At 75.6% G+C, this 19981-nt stretch carries 17 protein-coding genes; 4 read left to right on the forward strand and 13 right to left on the reverse strand.

Translation table 11 applies throughout. The features are described from left to right. Nucleotides 1-6: 6 nt before the first annotated feature. The 4 genes from ABT014_RS01040 to ABT014_RS01055 all read right to left on the reverse strand — a co-directional run bounded on the left by ABT014_RS01040 (nt 7) and on the right by ABT014_RS01055 (nt 5426). Nucleotides 7-1209 (reverse strand): cytochrome P450, encoded by a 1203-nt coding sequence (locus ABT014_RS01040; RefSeq protein WP_350635434.1) that lies wholly within the window; start codon nt 1207-1209, stop codon nt 7-9. A gap of 99 nt (nt 1210-1308) precedes the next feature. Beyond that, nucleotides 1309-2028, reverse strand: a complete 720-nt coding sequence (locus tag ABT014_RS01045; RefSeq protein ID WP_350635436.1) for a tRNA-dependent cyclodipeptide synthase — start codon at nt 2026-2028, stop codon at nt 1309-1311. Between the two features lie 561 nt (nt 2029-2589). Next, nucleotides 2590-4071: a pyridoxal phosphate-dependent decarboxylase family protein gene (locus tag ABT014_RS01050; RefSeq protein WP_350635438.1), complete on the reverse strand. Its 1482-nt coding sequence runs from the start codon at nt 4069-4071 to the stop codon at nt 2590-2592. Further along, a complete protein-coding gene (locus ABT014_RS01055; RefSeq protein ID WP_350635440.1) occupies nt 4068-5426 on the reverse strand; it encodes a diaminobutyrate--2-oxoglutarate transaminase family protein in 1359 nt (452 codons plus the stop codon). The genes ABT014_RS01050 and ABT014_RS01055 overlap by 4 nt, the downstream gene beginning before the upstream one ends. A gap of 406 nt (nt 5427-5832) precedes the next feature. On the opposite strand from ABT014_RS01055, the gene ABT014_RS01060 reads away from it, so the two are divergent. Then, entirely contained in the window at nt 5833-6432 is a 600-nt protein-coding gene (locus ABT014_RS01060) for a class I SAM-dependent methyltransferase (RefSeq protein ID WP_350635442.1), read from the forward strand. Nucleotides 6433-6690: 258 nt separating this feature from the next. Here the strand turns inward: ABT014_RS01060 and ABT014_RS01065 are convergent, their stop codons facing one another. The 9 genes from ABT014_RS01065 to ABT014_RS01105 all read right to left on the reverse strand — a co-directional run bounded on the left by ABT014_RS01065 (nt 6691) and on the right by ABT014_RS01105 (nt 16904). Beyond that, nucleotides 6691-7647 (reverse strand): hypothetical protein, encoded by a 957-nt coding sequence (locus ABT014_RS01065; protein WP_350635443.1) that lies wholly within the window; start codon nt 7645-7647, stop codon nt 6691-6693. An 82-nt stretch (nt 7648-7729) separates the two neighbouring features. Next, a complete protein-coding gene (locus ABT014_RS01070; RefSeq protein WP_350635445.1) occupies nt 7730-9046 on the reverse strand; it encodes an ABC transporter substrate-binding protein in 1317 nt (438 codons plus the stop codon). A gap of 192 nt (nt 9047-9238) precedes the next feature. Continuing rightward, complete coding sequence (locus ABT014_RS01075; RefSeq protein ID WP_350635447.1) at nt 9239-9847, reverse strand: GTP-binding protein; 609 nt, start codon at nt 9845-9847, stop codon at nt 9239-9241. After that, nucleotides 9828-10157, reverse strand: a complete 330-nt coding sequence (locus ABT014_RS01080) for a DUF742 domain-containing protein (protein WP_350635983.1) — start codon at nt 10155-10157, stop codon at nt 9828-9830. Before ABT014_RS01080 ends, ABT014_RS01075 begins: the two co-directional genes overlap by 20 nt. A 101-nt stretch (nt 10158-10258) precedes the next feature. Then, complete coding sequence (locus ABT014_RS01085) at nt 10259-10669, reverse strand: roadblock/LC7 domain-containing protein (protein ID WP_350635449.1); 411 nt, start codon at nt 10667-10669, stop codon at nt 10259-10261. Then, a complete protein-coding gene (locus ABT014_RS01090) occupies nt 10666-13290 on the reverse strand; it encodes a nitrate- and nitrite sensing domain-containing protein (protein ID WP_350635451.1) in 2625 nt (874 codons plus the stop codon). The genes ABT014_RS01085 and ABT014_RS01090 overlap by 4 nt, the downstream gene beginning before the upstream one ends. Nucleotides 13291-13329: 39 nt before the next feature. Further along, entirely contained in the window at nt 13330-14127 is a 798-nt protein-coding gene (locus ABT014_RS01095; protein ID WP_350635453.1) for an MHYT domain-containing protein, read from the reverse strand. A gap of 252 nt (nt 14128-14379) precedes the next feature. Beyond that, nucleotides 14380-15729 carry a cytochrome P450 gene (locus ABT014_RS01100; RefSeq protein WP_350635454.1) on the reverse strand — a complete coding sequence of 450 codons (1350 nt, stop codon included), beginning with the start codon at nt 15727-15729 and terminating at the stop codon, nt 14380-14382. A gap of 107 nt (nt 15730-15836) precedes the next feature. Next, entirely contained in the window at nt 15837-16904 is a 1068-nt protein-coding gene (locus ABT014_RS01105) for an RNA ligase (ATP) (protein WP_350635456.1), read from the reverse strand. Nucleotides 16905-17148: 244 nt separating this feature from the next. Between ABT014_RS01105 and modA the strand changes: the two genes are divergently transcribed. The 3 genes from modA to ABT014_RS01120 all read left to right on the forward strand — a co-directional run bounded on the left by modA (nt 17149) and on the right by ABT014_RS01120 (nt 19950). Continuing rightward, complete coding sequence (modA, locus tag ABT014_RS01110; protein WP_350635458.1) at nt 17149-17964, forward strand: molybdate ABC transporter substrate-binding protein; 816 nt, start codon at nt 17149-17151, stop codon at nt 17962-17964. Beyond that, nucleotides 17961-18797 (forward strand): ABC transporter permease, encoded by an 837-nt coding sequence (locus ABT014_RS01115; RefSeq protein ID WP_502894802.1) that lies wholly within the window; start codon nt 17961-17963, stop codon nt 18795-18797. The genes modA and ABT014_RS01115 overlap by 4 nt, the downstream gene beginning before the upstream one ends. 88 nt (nt 18798-18885) lie before the next feature. Continuing rightward, nucleotides 18886-19950 (forward strand): ABC transporter ATP-binding protein, encoded by a 1065-nt coding sequence (locus tag ABT014_RS01120; RefSeq protein WP_350635460.1) that lies wholly within the window; start codon nt 18886-18888, stop codon nt 19948-19950. Nucleotides 19951-19981: the final 31 nt, after the last annotated feature.

Consider the following 19981-nt stretch of genomic DNA (forward strand, 5'->3'; position numbering starts at 1 on the left):
CGCAGGTCACCAGAGCACCGGGAGCCGCTCCGGGAGGCGCTTGATGAACCCCGGGCGCCAGGCGAGCTGATCGGCCGGCAGCGCCAGCCGCAGCTCGGGCAGCCGCTCGACCAGGGCGGTGAGCGCGATCTCGGCGTGGGTGCGGCCGAGCGCGGAGGCCGGGCAGAAGTGCCGGCCGGCGCCGAAGGCCAGGTGCGGGTTGGCCGGGCGGTCGAAGTCGATCCGCTCCGGCTCCGGGAAGACCGCCGGGTCGTAGTTGGCGCCCTCGATCAGCACCAGCACCAGCTCGCCCGCCCGCACCAGCTCGCCGCCGACCTCGACGTCCGCCAGGGCGAGGCGCGGCAGCGCGTCGCCGATCGACAGGTTGTACCGCAGCAGCTCGTCCACCGCCCGCTCGATCACCTCCGGCTCCTTGCGCAGCCGGTCGGCCAGTTCCGGGCGCTGTGCCAGGGCGATGATCGCGTGCAGCAGGAAGGCCGAGGTGGAGACGGCGCCGGCGCCGAACAGCGAGAGCGCGACGGTGGCCAGCAGCTCGTCGCCGACCTGGTCCGACACGTCCGGCGAGCGCCGCAGCTCGGCGAACCGGCCGAGCAGGCCCTCGGTCGGCTCCGGGTCGGCGTTCAGCCGGTCGACCACGTAGCCGAGGTCCTTGTACCAGTTGAACGCAGAGCCCTCGAACGGCGCCGGGCTGGTGACGAAGGCCAGGTCGATGCCGGCCATCAGCCGCCGCCAGTCCACCGCGGGCAGGCCGAGCAGCCGGCAGTGCAGGGCCGCGGAGTAGGGCTCGGTGAAGCCGTCCCGCAGATCGGCCGGCGGGCCCTGCTCGACCAGGACGTCGAGCAGCCGGTGCGCCTCGGCCTCGAGCCAGCCGGCCAGCTCGCGGTCGGCGCGCGGGCTGAGGGTCTTCATCACGGCGTTCCGCAGCCCGGCGCTGTTGATGTTGCCCATGTTGTTGACCACCTCGGGCGGGATGGTCAGCGCGTACTGGCGGGGCACGCCGGGGTTGGCGGTGTCCTTGAGGCTGAAGCGCTCGTCCTCGAGGACCTGCTTGGCGAGGGCGTGGTTGCTCACCAGCCAGGCCTGGTCGCCCGTCATGGTGCAGACCCTGGTGACGGGGTGCTGGTCCCGCAGCAGGCCCGCCTCCTCGGGCAGGACGTCGCCGCGCCGGGAGAGCGGGAAGGTGAAGCGGGGCTCGGTGGTGCTGGTCATGCGGATGCGCTCCTCGGATCGGGGGGTCTGGTCGGGGATCGGGGGTCTCGTCGGGATCGGGGGTTCTCGTCGGACTCGGACTCGGGCTCGGACTCGGGCTCAGGCCGCGACCGGCCGGGCCGCGGTGAGCGGGCGGACCACGGCGTAGCCCTGGGCGGGCACCGCGCGCAGCCCCTCGCCGCCGCCGAACAGCACGGGGGTGAGCGGGAGTTCGAGGTGGTAGCAGGAGATCGAGGAGCCCACCCGGAGCAGCGCTGGGGTGTCCAGGAAGAACGGCAGCTCGGCGGCTATGTACTCGACCCCGGCGGCCAGTTGGGCGGGTGCCGGCTCGACGCCGTCGGGCAGCCGGGCCCGCAGGAAGCCGCGGGCCATCCCCTCGGTGGCGGACCGCAGCACCGGGTCGGTGGCGAGCGCGTCCAGCACGCGGCCGTGCAGCCGCCGGTAGACGGGCTCGGCACGGAAGTCGGAGAGCGCGTGGGCCCGGACGCCGTCCACGCCGGCCTCGGCCAGCGCCCGCTGGATCCGCCGCCGGGTGGCCTTGACCTCCTTGGCGGCGCGCCGCTCGGCCTGGTCGACCGGGCCGCCCGCTGCCCGATACTGCGCGTCGACGTGCAGGTCGGCGTGGACCACGTCCACCGATTCGAAGAACTCCCGGGCCCAGCGGATGAGTTCGGTGAGGCGCTGATGGCTGAAGTAGCTGTTCCCGGGGCTGACGCCGATCAGCAGGTGCTCGCCCCGGTCGAAGACCGCGCGGCAGCGGTCGGAGAACGGGAATGCCTCGAAGGTGTCGGAGCTGGTGGTCAGAAGTGTGTCGCTCATACCGCGGCCTCCGCGTCGCAGGGCTGGAACCACCGTCCGGGCGTGGCCGGGCACGGTGGGGAGAGGGTCTGGGCGGTGCAAAGGTGGGGGGCGGTGCAGCGTGGGGGCGGTGCAGCGTGGGGGTGACCGCCGGGCCGGGGCAGGGTGCCGCGCCGGGCCGGGCGGGAGGGGTGGGGGACCAGGACCGGCGGGTCAGCCGGGGACGTGCCTGGCGGTCCGGCCGTCGGGCCCCGGTGACGTACCGGGGCGGCGGGCCGGCGCGGCCGCGACGAGGCGGCGGCGGACGGTGGATCCCCCTTGCGCCGCTAGTCCCTGGGAGCCGTGTGCTCCCGGTGTGGCGGCGGCTACCCGAAGTTACCGCCGTGGTTCCGCTCCCCCGCAAGCGGCGGGCGCTGGTTGGCGGGAAACCGACCTGGTACGGCCAAAAGCAGCTGGACAGATTGCCGGAAAGTATGTCCACAGAGGCTCTGATGAGCAGGCCGGGAATCGCCCCGGAACACGGCCGCCGCGAGCCGTACCAGTGGGTGTTCCTCCAGCTCGGAGCCGGTTCCGGACCGCCGGTTAGGAGTCTCGGCCAGTTTCCGCGAGCCGCCCGGCCCGGAGGACTTCGGCCAGCAGGCGCGCGGTGTCGGCCACCGTGGCGTGCGGATTGAGCAGTGTGAGTTTCAGCCGCACCCGGCCCGGGCCGGTGCCCGGCAGCTCGGTCCGGCCGATCACCGCCCGACCCTCGCGCAGCAGGGTGCGGCGCAGTTCGGCGTTGACCCGGTCCGCCACCGCGGGGTCGTCGCCGCCCGGCAGGAAGCGGAAGACCACGGTGGTCAGGATCGGCTCGCAGTGCAGTTCCAGCGCCGGCTCGGCACGCACCGCGGCGGCCGTCGCCCGGGCCAGGTCGTGGCAGGCGTCGACCAGCCGGCCGAGGCCCTCCCGGCCCAGGGTGCGCAGCGTGACCGCCATCTTGAAGCCGTCCGGGCGGCGGGTGGTGCGCAGCGAGCGGCCGAGCAGGCTCGGGTAGCCGGCCTGCTCGTCGTCGGCCGGATTGAGGTACACCGCGCGCCGGGCCAGCGAGGCGTAGCTCTCCGCGTCCCGGGCCAGGAACACGCCGGCGGCGGCCGGCTGCCAGCCAAGCTTGTGCCAGTCCAGCGACACCGAGTCGGCGCGGGCGATGCCGTCGAGCAGCGGGGCGAGCCGGTCGGAGAGCAGGGCGCCGCCCCCGTAGGCGGCGTCGACGTGCAGCCGGGCCCCGTACCGGGCGGCCAGGTCGGCGGCCCGGTGCAGCGGGTCGACCGCGCCGGTGTCGGTGGTGCCGGCGGTGGCGACCACCGCGACCGGGGTCAGGCCGGCGCGAGCCGCCCCGGCGAGGGTGTCGGCCAGCGCGGCCGGGTCCATCCGCAGCTCCCGGTCGACCGGCACCGCCAGCACCGCCCGCTCCCCCAGGCCGAGCAGGGCGGCGGCGCGCTGCACCGAGAAGTGGGCGGCCAGCGAGGCCACGATCACCGGGCGGACGCCGGCCGGCAGGCCGTTCACTTCGACCTCGCCGCCGAGCGTACGGTCCCGGGCGAGCATCAGGCCCAGCAGGTTGGACTCGGTGCCGCCGGAGGTGACCACCCCGGCCGCGCCGGCCGGGAACCCGACCAGCGCGGCGAGTTCGGCCAGCAGCCCGGTCTCGAACGCGGTGGCCGCCGGCGCCTGGTCCCAGGAGTCCTGGGAGGGGTTGAGCGCGGCGACCGCGAGGTCCGCGGCCACCGCCACCGCGAGCGGCGGGCAGTGCAGGTGGGCGGCGCAGGCCGGGTCGGCCGGGTCGGCGCTGCCCTGCGCCAGGTGGACCGCCAGCCGCAGCAGGGCGTCCCCCTCCGGCTCCTCCCGCCCGTACCGGAGCACCCCGGCGAACTGCTCGGCCAGCAGGCCGGGCAGCCCGGCCGGGATCGGACCCGACCGCTGCTCGGCGCCGGACTCCAGCGCGGTGAGCACCAGGTCCAGCAGCGGGCGCAGTGCCGCGGGGCCCGCGACGCCGCCGGAGAGCTCGGCGCCCGGCGGCAGGGTCACCGGCCGGGCCCGGCGGCCGTCTCGATCGCGTCGCAGAGCCGGTCGAGCACCGCCTCGGTCTGCTCGTCGCTGATGGTCAGCGGGGGCAGCAGCCGCAGCACCGCGTCGTGCCGGCCGCCGAGTTCGACGATCAGGCCGCGCTCCAGGCAGGCCTGGCGGACCCGGACGGCCAGCGCCGGATCCGGCGGCAGCGCCCCGCAGCTGTCCGGCGCCCCGGCCGGGTCGACCAGCTCGACCCCGATCATCAGGCCACGGCCGCGGACGTCACCGACGGACGCCACCCGGCTCTTCAGTCCGTCCAGCCGGGCGATCATCCGGGCGCCGACCAGCTCGGCCCGGGCGACCAGGCCGTGCGCCGCCACGTACCGCAGGGTGGCCGCGCCCGCCGCCATCGCCAGCGTGTTGCCGCGGAAGGTGCCGGTGTGCGCGCCGGGGCGCCAGTCGTCGTACTGCTCGCGGTAGACCACCACCGCCAGCGGCAGGCTGCCGCCGATCGCCTTCGACAGCACCATCGCGTCCGGCAGCACCCCGCTGTGCTCGACGGCCCACATCGCGCCCGTCCGGCCGACCCCGGTCTGCACCTCGTCGACGATCAGCGGGATGCCGCGCTCGGCGGTGATCCGGCGCATCTCGCGCAGCCAGCCGTCCGGGGCCGGCACCACCCCGCCCTCGCCCTGGACCGCCTCCAGGATCATCGCGGCCGGCGGCACCACCCCGCCCGAGGGGTCGTCCAGCAGCCGTTCGATGTACGCGGCAGACAGCTCCGCCCCGCGCTCCCCGACCCCGAACGGGCACCGGTACGGGTACGGGTACGGCAGCCGGGTGACCTCACCGCCCGCGGGCAGCGGCGACTTGACGGCGACGCTGCCGGTGACCGCCAGCGCGCCGGCCGTCATGCCGTGGTACGCGCCGGTGAAGGCGAGCGCGCCGCGGCGGCCGGTCGCGGTCTGCATCAGCTTGAGCGCCGCCTCCACCGCGTCGGTGCCGGCCGGGCCGCAGAAGTGCACCCGGGCGCCGGCCGCGAACGCCGGCGGCAGGCTGGCGAACAGGGCCGTGGTGAAGTCGTCCTTCTCCGCCGTGGCGAGGTCCAGCAGGTGCAGGGGCGCGCCGCTGTCCAGGGTGCGGCGGATCGCCTCCAGCACCACCGGGTGGTTGTGGCCGAGCGCCAGCGTGCCGGCCCCGGACAGGCAGTCCAGGTAGCGGCGGCCGTCCGCGCCCTCGACGGTCATCCCGTTGGCGCGCACCGGGACGATCGGGAACGACCGCGCGTAGGTACGGGCGGCCGACTCGCGGATCCGCTGGCGGCGCAGGATCGACTCGCCGGCGGGGGCGGCGCTGTCGACGGTGAGGGTCACGGCGGGGACTCCTTGAGGTTAGGTAAGCCTAACTTAACGGAGCCTCCATCCGGCTCCGCACACCGCCACCCGAACTCCACCCGACCGAGTGACGGCGACGCCCTCGGGCCCCGCCACCCGCACAACGACCGAGCCCCGCCCCGGACACGGCCCGGTTCCCCGGCCGGATCGCTAGGGCTTGTCTGACAATTCCCGCCGGGCGCGCGACGCTCCCCCAGCCTTCGGCCGGGAGGTACCCCCAGGCATCCTCCTCCGCCTGGACGCACCGGCGAAACGCCAAGTACGTCCTGCACGAGGACGCTTCGCCGGCACGCCCAGCCGGGCGCCCACCGCCGCGCGCTCATCCGACGCGAATTGTCAGACAAGCCCTAGGCTGCCCCGAGACCGGCCGAGGGAGAGCAGCACCATGTCCGACGCAGCAGCAGAGCAGGCCCGCACCCGCGCGTTCTTCGCCGCCCGCGCGGCGGGGTGGGACGCGAAGTTCCCCGACGACGGGCCGCGGTACGCCGAGGCGATCGGCGAACTCGGGCTGCGAGGAGGGGAGTTCGTGGTCGATGCGGGGTGCGGCACCGGGCGGGCGCTGCCGCTGCTGCGGGCCGCCGTCGGGCCGGACGGCACCGTGCTCGGGGTCGACCTCACCCCCGAGATGATCGACCTGGCCCGGGCGCACGCGGCCGACGCCGCCCTGCTGGTGGCCGACTGCGGACGACTACCGCTGCCCGACGCCACCGTCGACCTGGTCTTCGGCGCGGGGCTGATCTCGCACCTGCCCGGCCCCGCGGCGGGCCTGCGCGAACTCGCCCGGGTCACCCGCCCCGGCGGCCGCCTCGCCCTCTACCACCCGATCGGCCGCACCGCCCTCGCCGCCCGCCACGGCCGCCCGATCACCCCGGACGACCTCCGCGCCGAACCCAACCTCCGCCCCCTCCTCACCACCACCGGCTGGCACCTGACGTCCTACACCGACACCGACACCCGCTACCTCGCCACAGCCACCCGCACCTGACGCCCACCCCCAGGGCACACGGCCAACCCTCAGGGGCGCGGGGAACTGCGCGAAAGCACAACCGGCACGCGGCCAACCCCTCAGGGGCGCGGGGAACTGCGCGAAACGGAAGTGACGGCGTGGTACCTCCCGAATCGCGCAGTTCCCCGCGCCCCTGGGTGGGTGGGTGGCTCAGGACAGGAATCGGGTGCGGCGCCGTACCTGGCTAGGTCGCGCAGTTCCCCGCGCCCCTGAGGGGTGGCCCGTCCATGAAGTGGGTCAGAGGTCGGCCTGGCCGCTGACGGACCAGGCGAGGCCGGTGGCGGGGTCTTCGAGGGTGAGGTGGAGGTAGCGGAGTTCGTCGGCGGGCTCGCGCCAGGTGAAGCAGCGCAGGCGGGCGACCAGGGCCTCGATCTCGGTGAGGATCGGCCGGTCGGCCCCGGCCATCGCGGCGAGCACCCGCCACAGCGCGAGCCGCCCCTGCGCCGCCCCCTGGGCCGGATGCTCGGAGCCGGCCCGCACCAGCACCGGATAGGCCGCGCCGAACGGCAGGTGACCCCCCACCACCCGCCCCGGCGGCGCCGTCCGAGCGGCCGCGTCCGGCCCGGTGCCGCGCACGCAGGAGACGGTGGCCCAGGGCGCCAGCCCGGCCAGCAGGCGGCTGGCCAGCAGGCCGGGGACCAGCTCGCCGGGGGCGGGGAGTTCGAGCGGGCCGAGCCCCTCGCGGGTGGCGGGCATCGCGACCGGCACCCGGAGCGCGCCGCCGTCCCGCAGGTACTCCGGCACCAGTCCGCCTTCCTGGCGCCCGGCCGCCTCCCAGCCGGCCAGCACGAGCGGGACGCCCTCGGGGTCGGGGGCGGCCTCGGCGGTGAGGTCCTCGCCGAGCAGCACCCGGGTGTGCGCGACCAGCCGGCGGACCGGTTCCGGGTCGAGCAGCGGCGCCAGCCGCCGCCAGGAGTGCCGGGTCGCCAGCACCTCCCAGAGCGGGCCGGCGTCGTGGTCGCCCGGGCCGGCGGCGGTGTCGGGCCCGCCGTCCGGGTCGAACAGCCGGGCGGCCAGCTCGGGCGGCGCCCCGTACGCGATCAGGTGCCCGAACGGCGCCGCCTCGGCGATCCCGACCGCCGGCCCGTGCAGTGCCACGGCGGCGGCCCGGGTCCGCCGGTAGGCGACGAGCAGCTCCGTCCAGCGGCCCTCGTCGGCGAGCGCGGCCAGCCTGCGGTGCTGATAGGTGATCACATTTTGAGCGTACGACGCCGCCGACCGCATCGGTCGACAGCGAGCCGGTTCGGTGCGTCGTCCACGGAGCGCCCGGCCGGTCTCACTGCGGCGGCTTGCCGCCGGTCAGCACCCACCGGACGTCGATGAAGCCGCTCTGCTGCTCGGTCAGCTTGCCGGCCTTCACCTGCTGGAAGGTCACCCAGGTGTTGGTCAGCCGCGGGGACTCGGCGCTCGGCAGCATGTCGCTCTGGCCCCAGCTGAGCGGGGGCGTGGCGCCGGTGTCGATGGTGTCGCCGCTGTCGAGCTGGGCCCGCAGGCCCTTGGCGTTGAGCGGCTGCCCGGCGGAGGAGACCCGATCGATCGCCTGCAGGAAGGTCTGGTAGGCGACCCAGGTGGTCTGCACGGCCAGGTCCGAGGTGTCGATCGGCTTGCTGCCGCTGCCGGCCGCGTCGCCCGCGGTGGTGCGCAGGTCGTCCCAGACCTTGGCCGAGGCGGGCGGGAACCAGCCGGTCGCGTAGGAGCCGTTGAGCGGGCTCTTGGCGCCGCCGGTGGCGTCGATCGCGGCCTGCTGGACGCTGCCGACCACCGAGGCGAGCTGGGTGTGCTTGGGGGCCAGACCGCGGTAGGCGTCCAGCAGCTGCATGGTCTGTTCTGGGCCGAGTGCCATGGTGACGCAGCCGCCGGTGCGGTCGTCGCCGACGGCCTTCTGGGCCAGCGGGGCGAGCCCGGCGGCGTCGAGGCCCTTCTCCGGCACCTTGACGTCGGTCACCTTCACCCCGGACTGGGCGACGGCGCCGGACAGGTAGCGGGTGAGGGTGTCGCCGTTGCCGTTGTCCGGGCGGATCAGCGCGATGGACCTGCAGCCCGCGGCGACCAGCTGGCGGCCGCTGCCGGCGATCAGGGTGGGCGTGCCACCGGCCACCGGGTAGGACAGCGGGCTGCTGAACTCGGCGCCGGAGACGCCGAATCCGCCCAGGTACGGGATGCCGGCGGCTTCCAGCACCGGCATGAAGGTGTCGCCGAACTGGCTGTAGGAGCCGACCACCGCGATGGCGTGCGCGTCGACCGCCTGATGGGCGCAGTCGGTGACGCCCGCGGCGGTGTTGTGCTCGTTGCAGGTGAGCACCTTCAGCTGCCGGCCGGCCCGGCCGCCCTTGGCGTTGACCTCGCGGCCGAGCTGTTCGGCCAGCGCCGTCACCCCGGGCCGGTCCACGGACCCGGTGCCGTCCGGGGCCCAGGTCATCACGGTCAGCGGTCCGGCGTCGTCGCTCGACGCGCCGGCCGACCCGCCGCAGGCCGTGGTCGCCAGCACCAGCGGGAGCAGCGCGGCCGCGGCCGCCGCCCGGCGTCGCGGGCCGTGCGCCGCCCGCGGTCTCCCGGCGGTGTCGCCTCCGGGCGCAACGGTGCCCACGCTCATGCTTCCCGCCCTCGTCGGACCCATCGCGGCGCGGGACCGCGCTCGCTCGGCCGCCAGCCAAACGGCAGCGCCGCACGGGCAGGGGGACGGCGCGCGAACACCGGGCGGACGGCTCCGGAACAAACAGGGTTGTCCGTACAGCTTTCCACCCTGGCAACGGATCCCGACGAGCCCTCAGTTCGGCGCCCGGGTCTACCCGCTGACCTCGGCGAGCAGCCGGGCGGCGTGCACCCGGCCGGCGTGCTCGACCAGGTTGATCAGCACGTCCTTGCCGGAGCCGCGCTCGCGGGCGTCGCAGAGCACCACCGGGGTGGCGCCGTCCAGGTCGAGGGCGCGGGAGACCTCCTGCGGCCGGAACGTCCGGCTGCCGGCGAACTGGTTGACCGCGACCACGAACGGGATGCCGCGGTGCTCGAAGAAGTCGACGGCGGGGAAGCAGTCGGTCAGCCGGCGGGTGTCGGCCAGCACCACGGCGCCGAGCGCGCCCTGCGCCAACTCGTCCCAGAGGAACCAGAAGCGGTCCTGCCCGGGGGTGCCGAACAGGTAGACCGACAGCCCCTGCCGGATGGTGATCCGGCCGAAGTCCATCGCGACCGTGGTGGTGGTCTTGCGTTCCACGCCGTCGAGGTCGTCCACCCCGCGCCCGGCGGCGGTGAGCTGTTCCTCGGTGCGCAGCGGGCGGATCTCGCTGACCGCGCCGACCAGGGTGGTCTTGCCGACCCCGAAGCCGCCGGCGACCAGGATCTTCAGGGCCAGCACCGGGGTGTCCGGTGACAGCGGGTCAGAGGGCGCGGAGGCCATCGATGATCTCCTGGAGGATGTGCTCGTCGGGGAGCAGGGCCGGTGGGACGGGGCGGCTGACCCGGATGTGCTGGGCCTCCAGCAGGTCGCCCAGCAGCACCCGGACCACGCCGAGCGGGAGGTCGACCTCGGCGGCGATCTCGGCGACGGAGAGCGCGTCGCCCTGGCAGCGCTCGAGGATCGCGGCCTGTTCCGGTCCGACCGGTGGGTCGGCGCCGGGCGGCAGGTTGCTCACCACCAGGGCGATCAGGTCGAACTCCTGGCCGCTGGGTCTGGTCCGCCCCCGGGTCACGGCGTACGGGCGCACCATCGGGCCGGCCGCGTCGTCGTACCAGCGCTCGGGGGTGCGGCTGGTGGGCAGGCCGAACGGGGAGCCGGGCGGGTAGGAGCGCGGCGGGTACGGCACCTGGCTCAGCCCCCCGCCGAGCCGCGGGCGGGCGTGTACAGGTGCTCGCCGACCCGGCGGACCAGCCGGGCCATCTCGTAGGCGATCAGGCCGAGATCGGCGTCCGCGCCGGCGAGGACCGCCAGGCAGCTGCCCTCGCCGGCGGCGGCCACCAGGAGCAGGCCGTGCTCCAACTCGACCATGGTCTGGCGGACTTCACCGGCGTCGAAGTGGCGTCCCGCGCCCTTGGCGAGGCTGTGGAAGCCGGAGGCGACCGCGGCCAGGTGCTCGCCGTCCTCGCGGGCGATGCCGGCGGAGGTGCCCATCGCCAGGCCGTCGGAGGAGAGCATCACGGCGAATCTGACCCGGGCGACCCGGGAGACCAGCTCGTCGAGCAGCCAGTTGAGCTCGCCGGAGTGGTGGGTGGTGCCGGTCATCGGCTCTCTCCTTGCTGGGCGGGCCCGGGGTCCGGGCGGTGCGGGGCGGAGCCGCGGGCCCAGCCGCGCTGGTAGGCGGAGAGTGCGGCGCGGGCCTCCTCCGGTGCGCGCGCGGCGGGGGCGGGGGCGGGGATCCGGGTGGTCTCGCGGGGTCGGGGCGCCTCGCGCAGTTGCGGGGCGAGGCTGGCCTGGCGGACCCGGCGGGGCAGTTCGGCGTCCACCTCCTCGGGGGCCGCCTCGTCAGCCTCGTCCGCCCCGTCCGCCCCGGCCGGCGCGGGCGCCGGGGGCCGCGGCTGCGGGGGTGCGGATCCCGGGCCCGCGCCGGCGGTCCGGAACGGCGTGGGCCGCAGCAGCCCCGGCTCGCCGTCCCGGGCGCCGAACGGCGCGACGGTGGCGGGCGGCCGGGCGGGTGCGGGCGGCAGCACCGGCGGTGGCGGGACCGGCGGCGGGACGGGCGGTGCGGTCGCCGGGGCCGCCCGGCCGCCGGCCAGGGCGCGCGGGGCGCGGTCCGCGCGGAGCTGCGGCCCGGGCCCGCGGTCGGCGTCGGGATCGGTGTCGCTCCCGGCCAGCAGCGCGGTGGGCAGCAGCACCACGGCGGTGGTGCCGCCGTACGCGGAGGGCCGCAGGGCGACCCGGACCTCGTGGCGCTTGGCGAGCCGGCTGACCACGAACAGGCCGAGCCGGTCGCTGTCGAACAGGTCGACCTGCTCGGTGGCCGCGATCCGCCGGTTGGCGTCCGCGAGCGCCTCCGGCCCCATCCCCAGGCCGCGGTCCTCGATCTCCAGCGCGTAGCCGTTGCCGACCTGCTCGCCGCGGATGTGCACCTTGGTGTGCGGCGGCGAGAAGCCGGTGGCGTTCTCGACCAGTTCAGCCACCAGGTGGGTGAGGTCGGCGACCGCGGGGCCGGCCACGGCCGCGAACGGCAGCCGGTGGACGTCGACCCGGACGTACTCCTCGACCTCGGCGACCGCGGCCCGCACCACGTCCATCAGCGGGACGGGCTTGCGCCAGGCCCGGCCGGGGGCGGCCCCGGAGAGGATGATCAGGCCTTCGGCGTGGCGGCGCATCCGGGTGGTCAGGTGGTCCAGCCGGAACAGGTCGTCCAGCTCGGCCGGGTCCTCGGTGCGGCGCTCCATCGCGTCCAGCAGGGTGAGCTGGCGGTGCACCAGGACCTGGCTGCGGCGGGCCAGGTTGACGAAGACCCCGGAGACCCCGGAGAGCACCTCGGCCCGCTCGACGGCGGCGGTGACCGCGGCCCGGCGGACGCTGCCGAGGGCGCCGTGCACCTGGCCGATCTCGTCCTCGGCGTGCGGGCCCAGCGGCGCCTCGGCCGCCACGTCGATCTCCTCACCCGCCCGCAACCGCCGCATGGTGGCGGGCAGTTGCCGGCCGGCCAGCTCCAGGGCGGAGTTGCGCAGTCCGATCAGCTCGGTCACCAGGTCGCGCCCGATCCGCACCGAAATCAGCAGCGAGGCGACCACGGCCAGCAGGCCGAACAGCACGGCCGCCCCGGCGGGGGTGAACAGGCCGTCCTCGTACGGGTCGGAGCGTTCGGCGGCGGCGGCGCCGGCCATGCTCTGCACCACGCGCAGCGCCCGGGCCACGCCGTCCGCGGCGACCGCCCACCGTTCCGGGCCGACCGCAGCGGCGCCCGCGCGGCCGTCGGCGGCGGTGCGGACGGCGTCCTCGGAGCGGACCAGGTCGTGGTGGTCGACACCGTCCAGGACGGCCTGCAGCGCGGCCCGGTCGGTGGGCCGCAGGTCGGGGGCGACACCCTGCTCCAGCAGCCGGCGGGCGTACGCGGCGGCGCCGAACTCGCGGACCTGGTCGTCGGTGAGCCGGCCGGCGGCCTGCCCGGCGCGCAGCACCACGTCCTCGCGGGCCAGCAGTTCGCGGGAGCGGGCGAGTTCCAGCAGCACCCGGGCGTCCGAACCGGTGCGGTGGTCCTGCTGGGCGGCCACCGCACCGGTGACCTCCAGCGCCCGGTCGACGGCGGCGCCGTACGCGGCGTACCCGTCGGGGAACGTGACGGTGCGGGCGAGCAGCCCGGTGCGCAGGTCGGCCAGGCCCGTGACGGCCCGGGTGAGCGCGTCGATCCGGGCGGCCGCGTCGGCGCCGAGCCCCAGCGCGTCGGCCCGGTTGTAGCCGGGGGCGAGCGCGAGCGGGGCCACCGCCCGGTCGGTGGCGGTGCCGGCCTCCCGCAGCGCGGCCTCGCGGGCCGCGCCGGGCTGCGCCAACAGGTCGGTGGCGGCTGCCCGTTCGGCCTGCAGCGCGGTGACGACGGCCTCCACCGGGGTGCGCAGCTCGCGGTCGACGGCCTGGGTGCGGCGCAGGTCGGCGAGGTCGCGGGCGGTGGTGACGGTGGCGAAGGACCACAGCGCGATCACCGACACCACCGGCACCATCAGCAGCGCGAGGATCTTGGCCCGGACGGTTCGGGGGCGCAGCCGGCCGCGCAGCGGCGGCCGGGGGGCCGGCGGGGCGGGAAGCGCCTCCTCGCGGGCGGGCGGCCCGGCGTGGGCACCCCGGCGCTGCCCGCCGGCGCCCGGCCGGACGGGGCCGCGGGCGGCGCCCGGCGAGGCCGTCGGCGCGCTGCGGGAGGTGCCGCGGCTACCGCGCATGGGTGACTGCCTTTCAGGTCGAAGGTGCGGCGGGTGCGGTCAGGCCGCCCGGTCGAGGGCGGGGCCGCGCAGGTCCTCGACGGCGATCTCGCCGGCCTCCTGGTAGGCGGCCCGCTCCCGGGCGGTCGGGGAGAGCGCGACGAAGGCCGAGGTGAGGAAGAGGAAGGAGCCGAGGCCGACCGCGAGCGGGAAGATGAACTCCATCGGGGTGGCGCCACCGAGTTCGGTGCGGGCCGGGTGCAGGTGGACCTGGACGGCGGCCATGCCGGTGTAGTGCATGCAGCTCACCGCGACGCCCATGACCAGGGCGGCGCCGCCGGCCGCCGGCAGGGTGCGGATGGTGACGGTGGCCCAGAGCGCGGCGGTGGCGGCCGCGACGGCGATCAGCACCGAGAGCGCGACGGCGCCGGGGCGGTAGGAGAGGGTGCCGTGCATCCGGACGGCGGCCATCCCGAGGTAGTGCATGGCGGCGACACCGAGGCCGGTGGCGGTACCTCCCAGCAGCAGGCTGCGGCCGCGGTGGGTGCCGTGGCCGACGATGAAGACGCCGACGCCGACCACCAGGACCGCGACCAGCAGGCTGAGCAGGGTGAGCGGCACCTGGTACCGCAGTTCGGTGCCGTCGACGGTGAAGCCGAACATGGCGACGAAGTGCATGGTCCAGATGCCGGTGCCGATCGCGGCGGCGGCGGTGAGCAGCCAGTTCCGCCGGGAGGTGCCGGTCGCGGCCAGCGCCCGCAGGGTGCAGCGCAGGCCGAGCGCGGCGCCGGTGCAGGCCATCAGGTAGGAGAGGGTCGGGGTGAGCCAGCCGAAACTCAGGTGGTCGATGGTTCCCATTCGTGGCCTCCGCGCGACGGGTCATATGCCTGCCGCATGTGCGCTCGGGATCTCGGATGCGCTGGACGCTACCGAGGGTCCGCGAAGGGTCACGCGAAGATGCGCAAAGCAGCCCACGCCTCGGGCCCGCTGTGCTCGAATGGTGCACCCGTGCGGCCACAAGCACCTGATGCACCGTCATGTCCAGGGCGCACGGAGGCGATCGGGGCGCACAGCCGGCCTCCCGTACGCCCCGACTCCCCCGACACCGTGTTACTGCGCCTCGGTCAGCGCGATCCGCAGGGTGCCCTCGACGCCCATGGTGATCCCGTGGGTCAGCCGGACCTCGGTGTCCACCGGCGCCACCTCGAAGGCCCGCAGCAGGGCGGCCAGGCCGAGCACCGACTCCAGCATCGAGAAGTGCTGCCCGATGCAGGCCCGCGGGCCGCCGCCGAACGGGAACCAGGCGTAGCGGTGCCGCTGCGCCTCCCGCTCCGGGGTGAAGCGGTCCGGGTCGAAGCGCTCCGGGTCCTCCCAGTGCTTCGGGTGCCGCTGGGTCACGTACGGCGCCACCAGCACGTCGGCGCCCGCGGGTATCGGCACCCCGTCCACCACGCAGGCCGCGACCGAGCGCCGGCCGATCGCCGGGGCCGCCGGGTAGAGCCGCATCGCCTCCTTGAGCACCCGGGTCAGGTAGGGCAGCTCCGCCAGGTCCTCGGCCCGGACCGGGCGGCCGTCGCCGAGCACCGAGCGGACCTCGGCGCGGGCCTCGGCCTGCAGTTCGGGGTGGAGCGCCAGCAGGTGCAGGGCGAAGGTGAGCGAGGTGGCGGTGGTCTCGTGGCCGGCCAGCAGGAAGATCAGCACCTGCTCGCGCAGCTCGGTGGCGTCCAGCGCCTCGCCGTCCTCGCCGCGGGCGTCCGCGAGCAGCCCGAGCAGGTCGTCCGAGCTGCTCCCGGCGCGCCGGGCGATGATCTCGTCACAGACGGCGTAGAGCGCCCGTTCGGCGGCGGCGGCCTCCCGGTTGCCCGGCGTCGGCCAGCTGCGGGGCGGGCGCAGCGGGGAGAAGCTCCGATTGCGGACGTAGCGGCCGAGCACCGGGAACTGCTCCCGGACGACCGCGATCGCGGCCTCCACGTCGGCGCCGAACAGGATCCGGGCGACCGCCCGCAGGGCGAACCGGGACATCTCGTCGACCGCGTCCACCACCCCGCCGGGCACCGCCGCCCAGCGTTCGACCAGGGACGCCGCCTCCAGGTCGATCGCCGCCGCGTAGCCGTCCACCCGGCGCCGGGTGAACAGCGGCTGCACCAGCCGGCGCTGGCGCTGGTAGTCGGTGTCCTGCGAGGTCAGCAGGCCGTTGCCGAAGGTGTGCCGGATCTCCTCGTAGAAGAGGTTCTCCTTGCGGAAGTTGGCCGCCTGGGTGGCCAGCACCTGCTGGGCACCCTCCGGGGAGAAGACCATGTAGAACTGGGTCCGCAGCCCCGGCGGGCCGGCCGAGAAGCGGACCACGTCCCCGTGCTCCCGCTGGGCGTCCAGGTACGTCCCCAGCGGGTCCCGCTTCAGGTCGAGCATCGACCCGAGCAGCGGGAGGCCGCTGGGGCCCGGGGTCCGGGTGGCCGGCATGACAACCTCCGTGGTGGGAAAGGACGTACGTATCCGCACCACGCTAACTGACGGGTCGTCACCACAGAAGGGCGCGCGGCCGCACGGCCCGCCCGGACCCGGCGGGCCTACTCGAACTCGGTCCCGCCCTTGCGGGTCAGGTACGCCCCGCCGACCACCTTGGCGATCGCCCGGCCGCCCAGCACCGGGCTGTACCGCTCGACGGCCGGGCGCACCACCACGCCCTCCCGGATGTGCAGGTCCCGCCCGGAGACGGTCTCCCGTCCCTCGGCCAGCGCCAGCACCCGTTCGGCGTCGTACGGGCCGCTCCACAGCCGGGGCACCAACGGCAGTTCGCCCGCCAGCAGTTCGGCCGCGTCCAGCCAGACCGGCTGCCCGTCGACCAGCGCGCAGACGTCGAAGGCCGCGTAGCCGGGCAGTTCGCTCGCGCCGGCCGCGCCGTAGCCGAGGTCCTGCACCCCCGAGCCGTACACCTCGCCGAAGACTCCCACCCGGCTCGCGCCGAGCCGCTCGGCCAGCCGGGCCGCGACCCGCTCCACGCCGTGCGCGCGCACCGCCCGCCAGTAGAGGTTGCGCCCGTCCTCCTTGAGCGCCAGGCCCTGGGCGCCGATGCCCTTGGAGGACACCTGCACCCGGCCGGTGTCGGCGTGGAAGGTGAGCAGGCAGCAGCTGCCGTGCAGCTTCTCGGTGACCACCACCTGCTCGCCCGGCTCGAAGATGCCGGGGAAGCGCTTGAGGTTCTCGATGTCCACCCAGCGCACCAGGTCCGGCGCGTGCTCGACCTCGCCGCTCATCGCGGTCGGGATCGGCGGCGTCCACTTGGTCACGCCGAGCTGCCCGGCGAAGTCGTGGCCCGCCTCGGCGGCCCGCGCCAGGTCGGTCCCGGCCAGCGCGCGCGGGCGGCAGACGATGCCCTGGGAGAGCTCGCCGCGCAGCCGTACCGCCTTGACCCGGTCGGCCCCGCTGCCGGCCAGCCGTCCGGTCAGGCCGAGCTCCTCGATCAGCGCGGCGGGCAGCACCGCCTGCTCCGGGATGTACACGGCCAGGTCGCCGGTCCGGAAGGCGCCCTTGGCGACGACGGCGCGGTAGAGCCCGATCTGGGCGAGCTCCAGGGCGTCGGCGTTCGGGTGCTCATGGATGGTCAGCCGTTCGGCGGTGACCCGCAGGGTCGACATCTCGGGTGCTCCTCCCCCGTGCGCGCGGGCCGGTGCCCGCTTCGTGCGGACACTCTCGCCGCCGGCGGCCGGGCGCGGCCAGGGATTTTCCGCTTGAGCTATCGCACATGCGATCGTCCGGGCGGCCGGTGGCTGGCCTGTGCGATGAAACAGCGGATTTTTCAGCCGTATTTGCGACAGTATGATCAGCGTTGCCGCCACATCCCCGCGCCGTACCCGTCGGCGCGGCAGAAGGGGAAATCCGATGAGCTCCATCAGACGTCGCACCGCACTCGCCGCCGCCTCCGTGCTGGCCCTGGCCGCCGGGCTCACCGCCTGCGGCAGCGACGCCGCCACCCCGGCCGCCTCCTCCGCGCCGTCGGCCGCCGGCTCCTCCGCCGCGGCCCCCAAGGCCACCGGCGCCGTCACGGTGTTCGCCGCCGCCTCGCTCAAGGAGACCTTCACCGAACTCGGCAAGAAGTTCGAGGCCGCCAACCCCGGCGCCAAGGTGACCTTCAACTTCGGCGGCAGCTCCGCACTGGCCCAGAGCATCAACTCCGGCGCGCCCGCCGACGTCTTCGCCGCCGCCAGCCCGGCCACCATGAAGACCGTCACCGACGCCAAGGGCGCCGACAGCTCCAAGGTCTTCGTCCGCAACACCCTCGCCATCGCGGTGCCCAAGGGCAACCCCAAGCACATCACCGGCCTCAAGGACCTCAGCGGCGTGAAGGTCGCCCTGTGCGCCAAGGAGGTGCCCTGCGGCTCGGCCGCCGTCACCGCACTCGCGGCCGGCGCCGTCGCGCTGACCCCGGTCACCCTGGAGCAGGACGTCAAGGGCGCCCTCACCAAGGTCGAGCTCGGCGAGGTGGACGCCTCGCTGGTGTACAAGACCGATGTGAAGGCCGATGCTGCGAAGATCGACGGCGTGGACTTCCCCGAGGCCGACAAGGCCGTCAACGACTACCCGATCGCCGCGCTGACCAAGGCGCCGAACGCCACCGGCGCGGCGGCCTTCGTCGCCTACATCCAGTCGGACGAGGCCAAGCAGCTGCTGACCGCGGCGGGCTTCCAGGCCCCGTGACCGCACCCGCACCGCGCACCACCGGCGCGCCGGCGGCCCCCCGCCGCCGGCGCGCCCGGCGCATCCCGTACCCGCTGCTGGTGCCCGCGCTGATCGGCCTGGCCTTCCTGGTGCTGCCCCTGGTCGGCCTCCTGGTGCGGGCCCCGTGGAGCTCGCTGCCCGAGCAGCTGTCCAGCCCCGAGGTGTGGCAGGCGCTGCGGCTCTCGCTGATCTGCGCCACCTCCGCCACCGCGGTCTCGATGGTGCTCGGGGTGCCGCTGGCCTGGCTGCTGGCCCGCACCGAGATCCCCGGCCGGCGGGTGGTGCGCGCCCTGGTCACCCTGCCACTGGTGCTGCCGCCGGTGGTCGGCGGTGTGGCCCTGCTGCTGGTGCTCGGCCGCAACGGCATCGTCGGGCGGTGGCTGGACTCCGCCTTCGGCCTCACCCTGCCGTTCACCACCACCGGCGTGGTGATCGCCGAGGCCTTCGTGGCGATGCCGTTCCTGGTGATCAGCGTGGAGGGCGCACTGCGCGCCGCCGACCCCCGGTACGAGGAGGCCGCCGCCACCCTCGGGGCGTCCCGGCTGACCGCCTTCCGCCGGGTCACGCTGCCGCTGATCGCCCCGGGCATCGGGGCCGGTGCGGTGCTCGCCTGGGCCCGCGCGCTCGGCGAGTTCGGCGCCACCATCACCTTCGCCGGCAACTTCCCCGGCCGTACCCAGACCATGCCGCTCGCCGTGTACCTCGCCATGGAGCGCGACCCGGAGGCGGCGATCGCGCTCAGCCTGGTGCTGCTCGCGGTCTCGGTCGCCGTGCTCGCCGGGCTGCGCGAACGCTGGCTGTCCACCACGTGACGCGACCGCCCGCCCTCCGCCGCCCCTCCCGCGGGGCGGCGCCCCGTCCGCCGGGCCACCGGCCCCCGTCCCGCCAGGAGCCGGCCCGATGACCACCCCCGCCCTCGACGCCCACCTGCGGGTGGACCGCACCGGGTTCCGCCTCGACCTCGCCCTGAGCGCCGCCCCCGGCGAGGTGCTCGCCCTGCTCGGGCCGAACGGCGCCGGCAAGTCCACCGCGCTGCGCGCACTGGCCGGACTGCTCCCGCTGACGGCCGGCCACCTGCGGCTGGACGGCGCCACCCTGGAGGACCCGGCCGCCGGCCTGCACACCCCCGCCGAGGAACGGCCGGTCGGCGTGGTCTTCCAGGACTACCTGCTCTTCCCGCACCTCAGCGCCCTGGACAACGTCGCCTTCGGGCTGCGCTGCCACGGCCGGCGCAAGGCCGCCGCACGCGCCGAGGCACAGCCCTGGCTGGAGCGGATGGGCCTGACCGACCACCTCGCGGCCAAGCCCGGCAAACTCTCCGGCGGGCAGGCCCAGCGGGTCGCCCTGGCCCGCGCGCTCGCCGTCCGCCCCCGGCTGCTGCTGCTCGACGAGCCGCTCGCCGCGCTGGACGCCCGGACCCGGCTGGACGTCCGCGCCCAACTACGGCGGCACCTGGCCGAGTTCGAGGCGGTCGCGGTGCTGGTCACGCACGACCCGCTGGACGCCATGGTGCTCGCGGACCGGCTGGTGGTGATCGAGGACGGCCACCAGGTCCAGGCCGGCACCCCGGCCGAGATCTCGCGGCGCCCGCGCACCGACTACATCGCCCGGCTGGTCGGCCTGAACCTCTACCGCGGCACCGCCCGCGGCCACCAGGTCGAACTGCCGGACGGCGGCCCGGTGCTGGCCACCACCGAGGACCTCACCGGGGACGCCTTCGTGGCCTTCCCGCCATCGGCCGTCACCCTGCACCGCACCGAGCCCGCGTCCAGCGCCCGCAACGTCCTCCGGCTCACCGTCGCCGGCCTCGACCTGCACGGCGACCAGGTCCGGGTCGACCTCACCGGCCCGCTCCCGCTCGCCGCCGACCTCACCCCGGCCGCCGTCGCCGACCTCGACCTCGCCCCGGGCGCCACGGTCTGGGCCACCGTCAAGGCCGCCCAGACCCACGCCTACCCGGCCTGACCGCCGAGGGTCGACTTCGCGCGCTCCCACG

This window comes from Kitasatospora sp. NPDC094015 (genome assembly GCF_040304075.1).
Taxonomy (GTDB): domain Bacteria; phylum Actinomycetota; class Actinomycetes; order Streptomycetales; family Streptomycetaceae; genus Kitasatospora.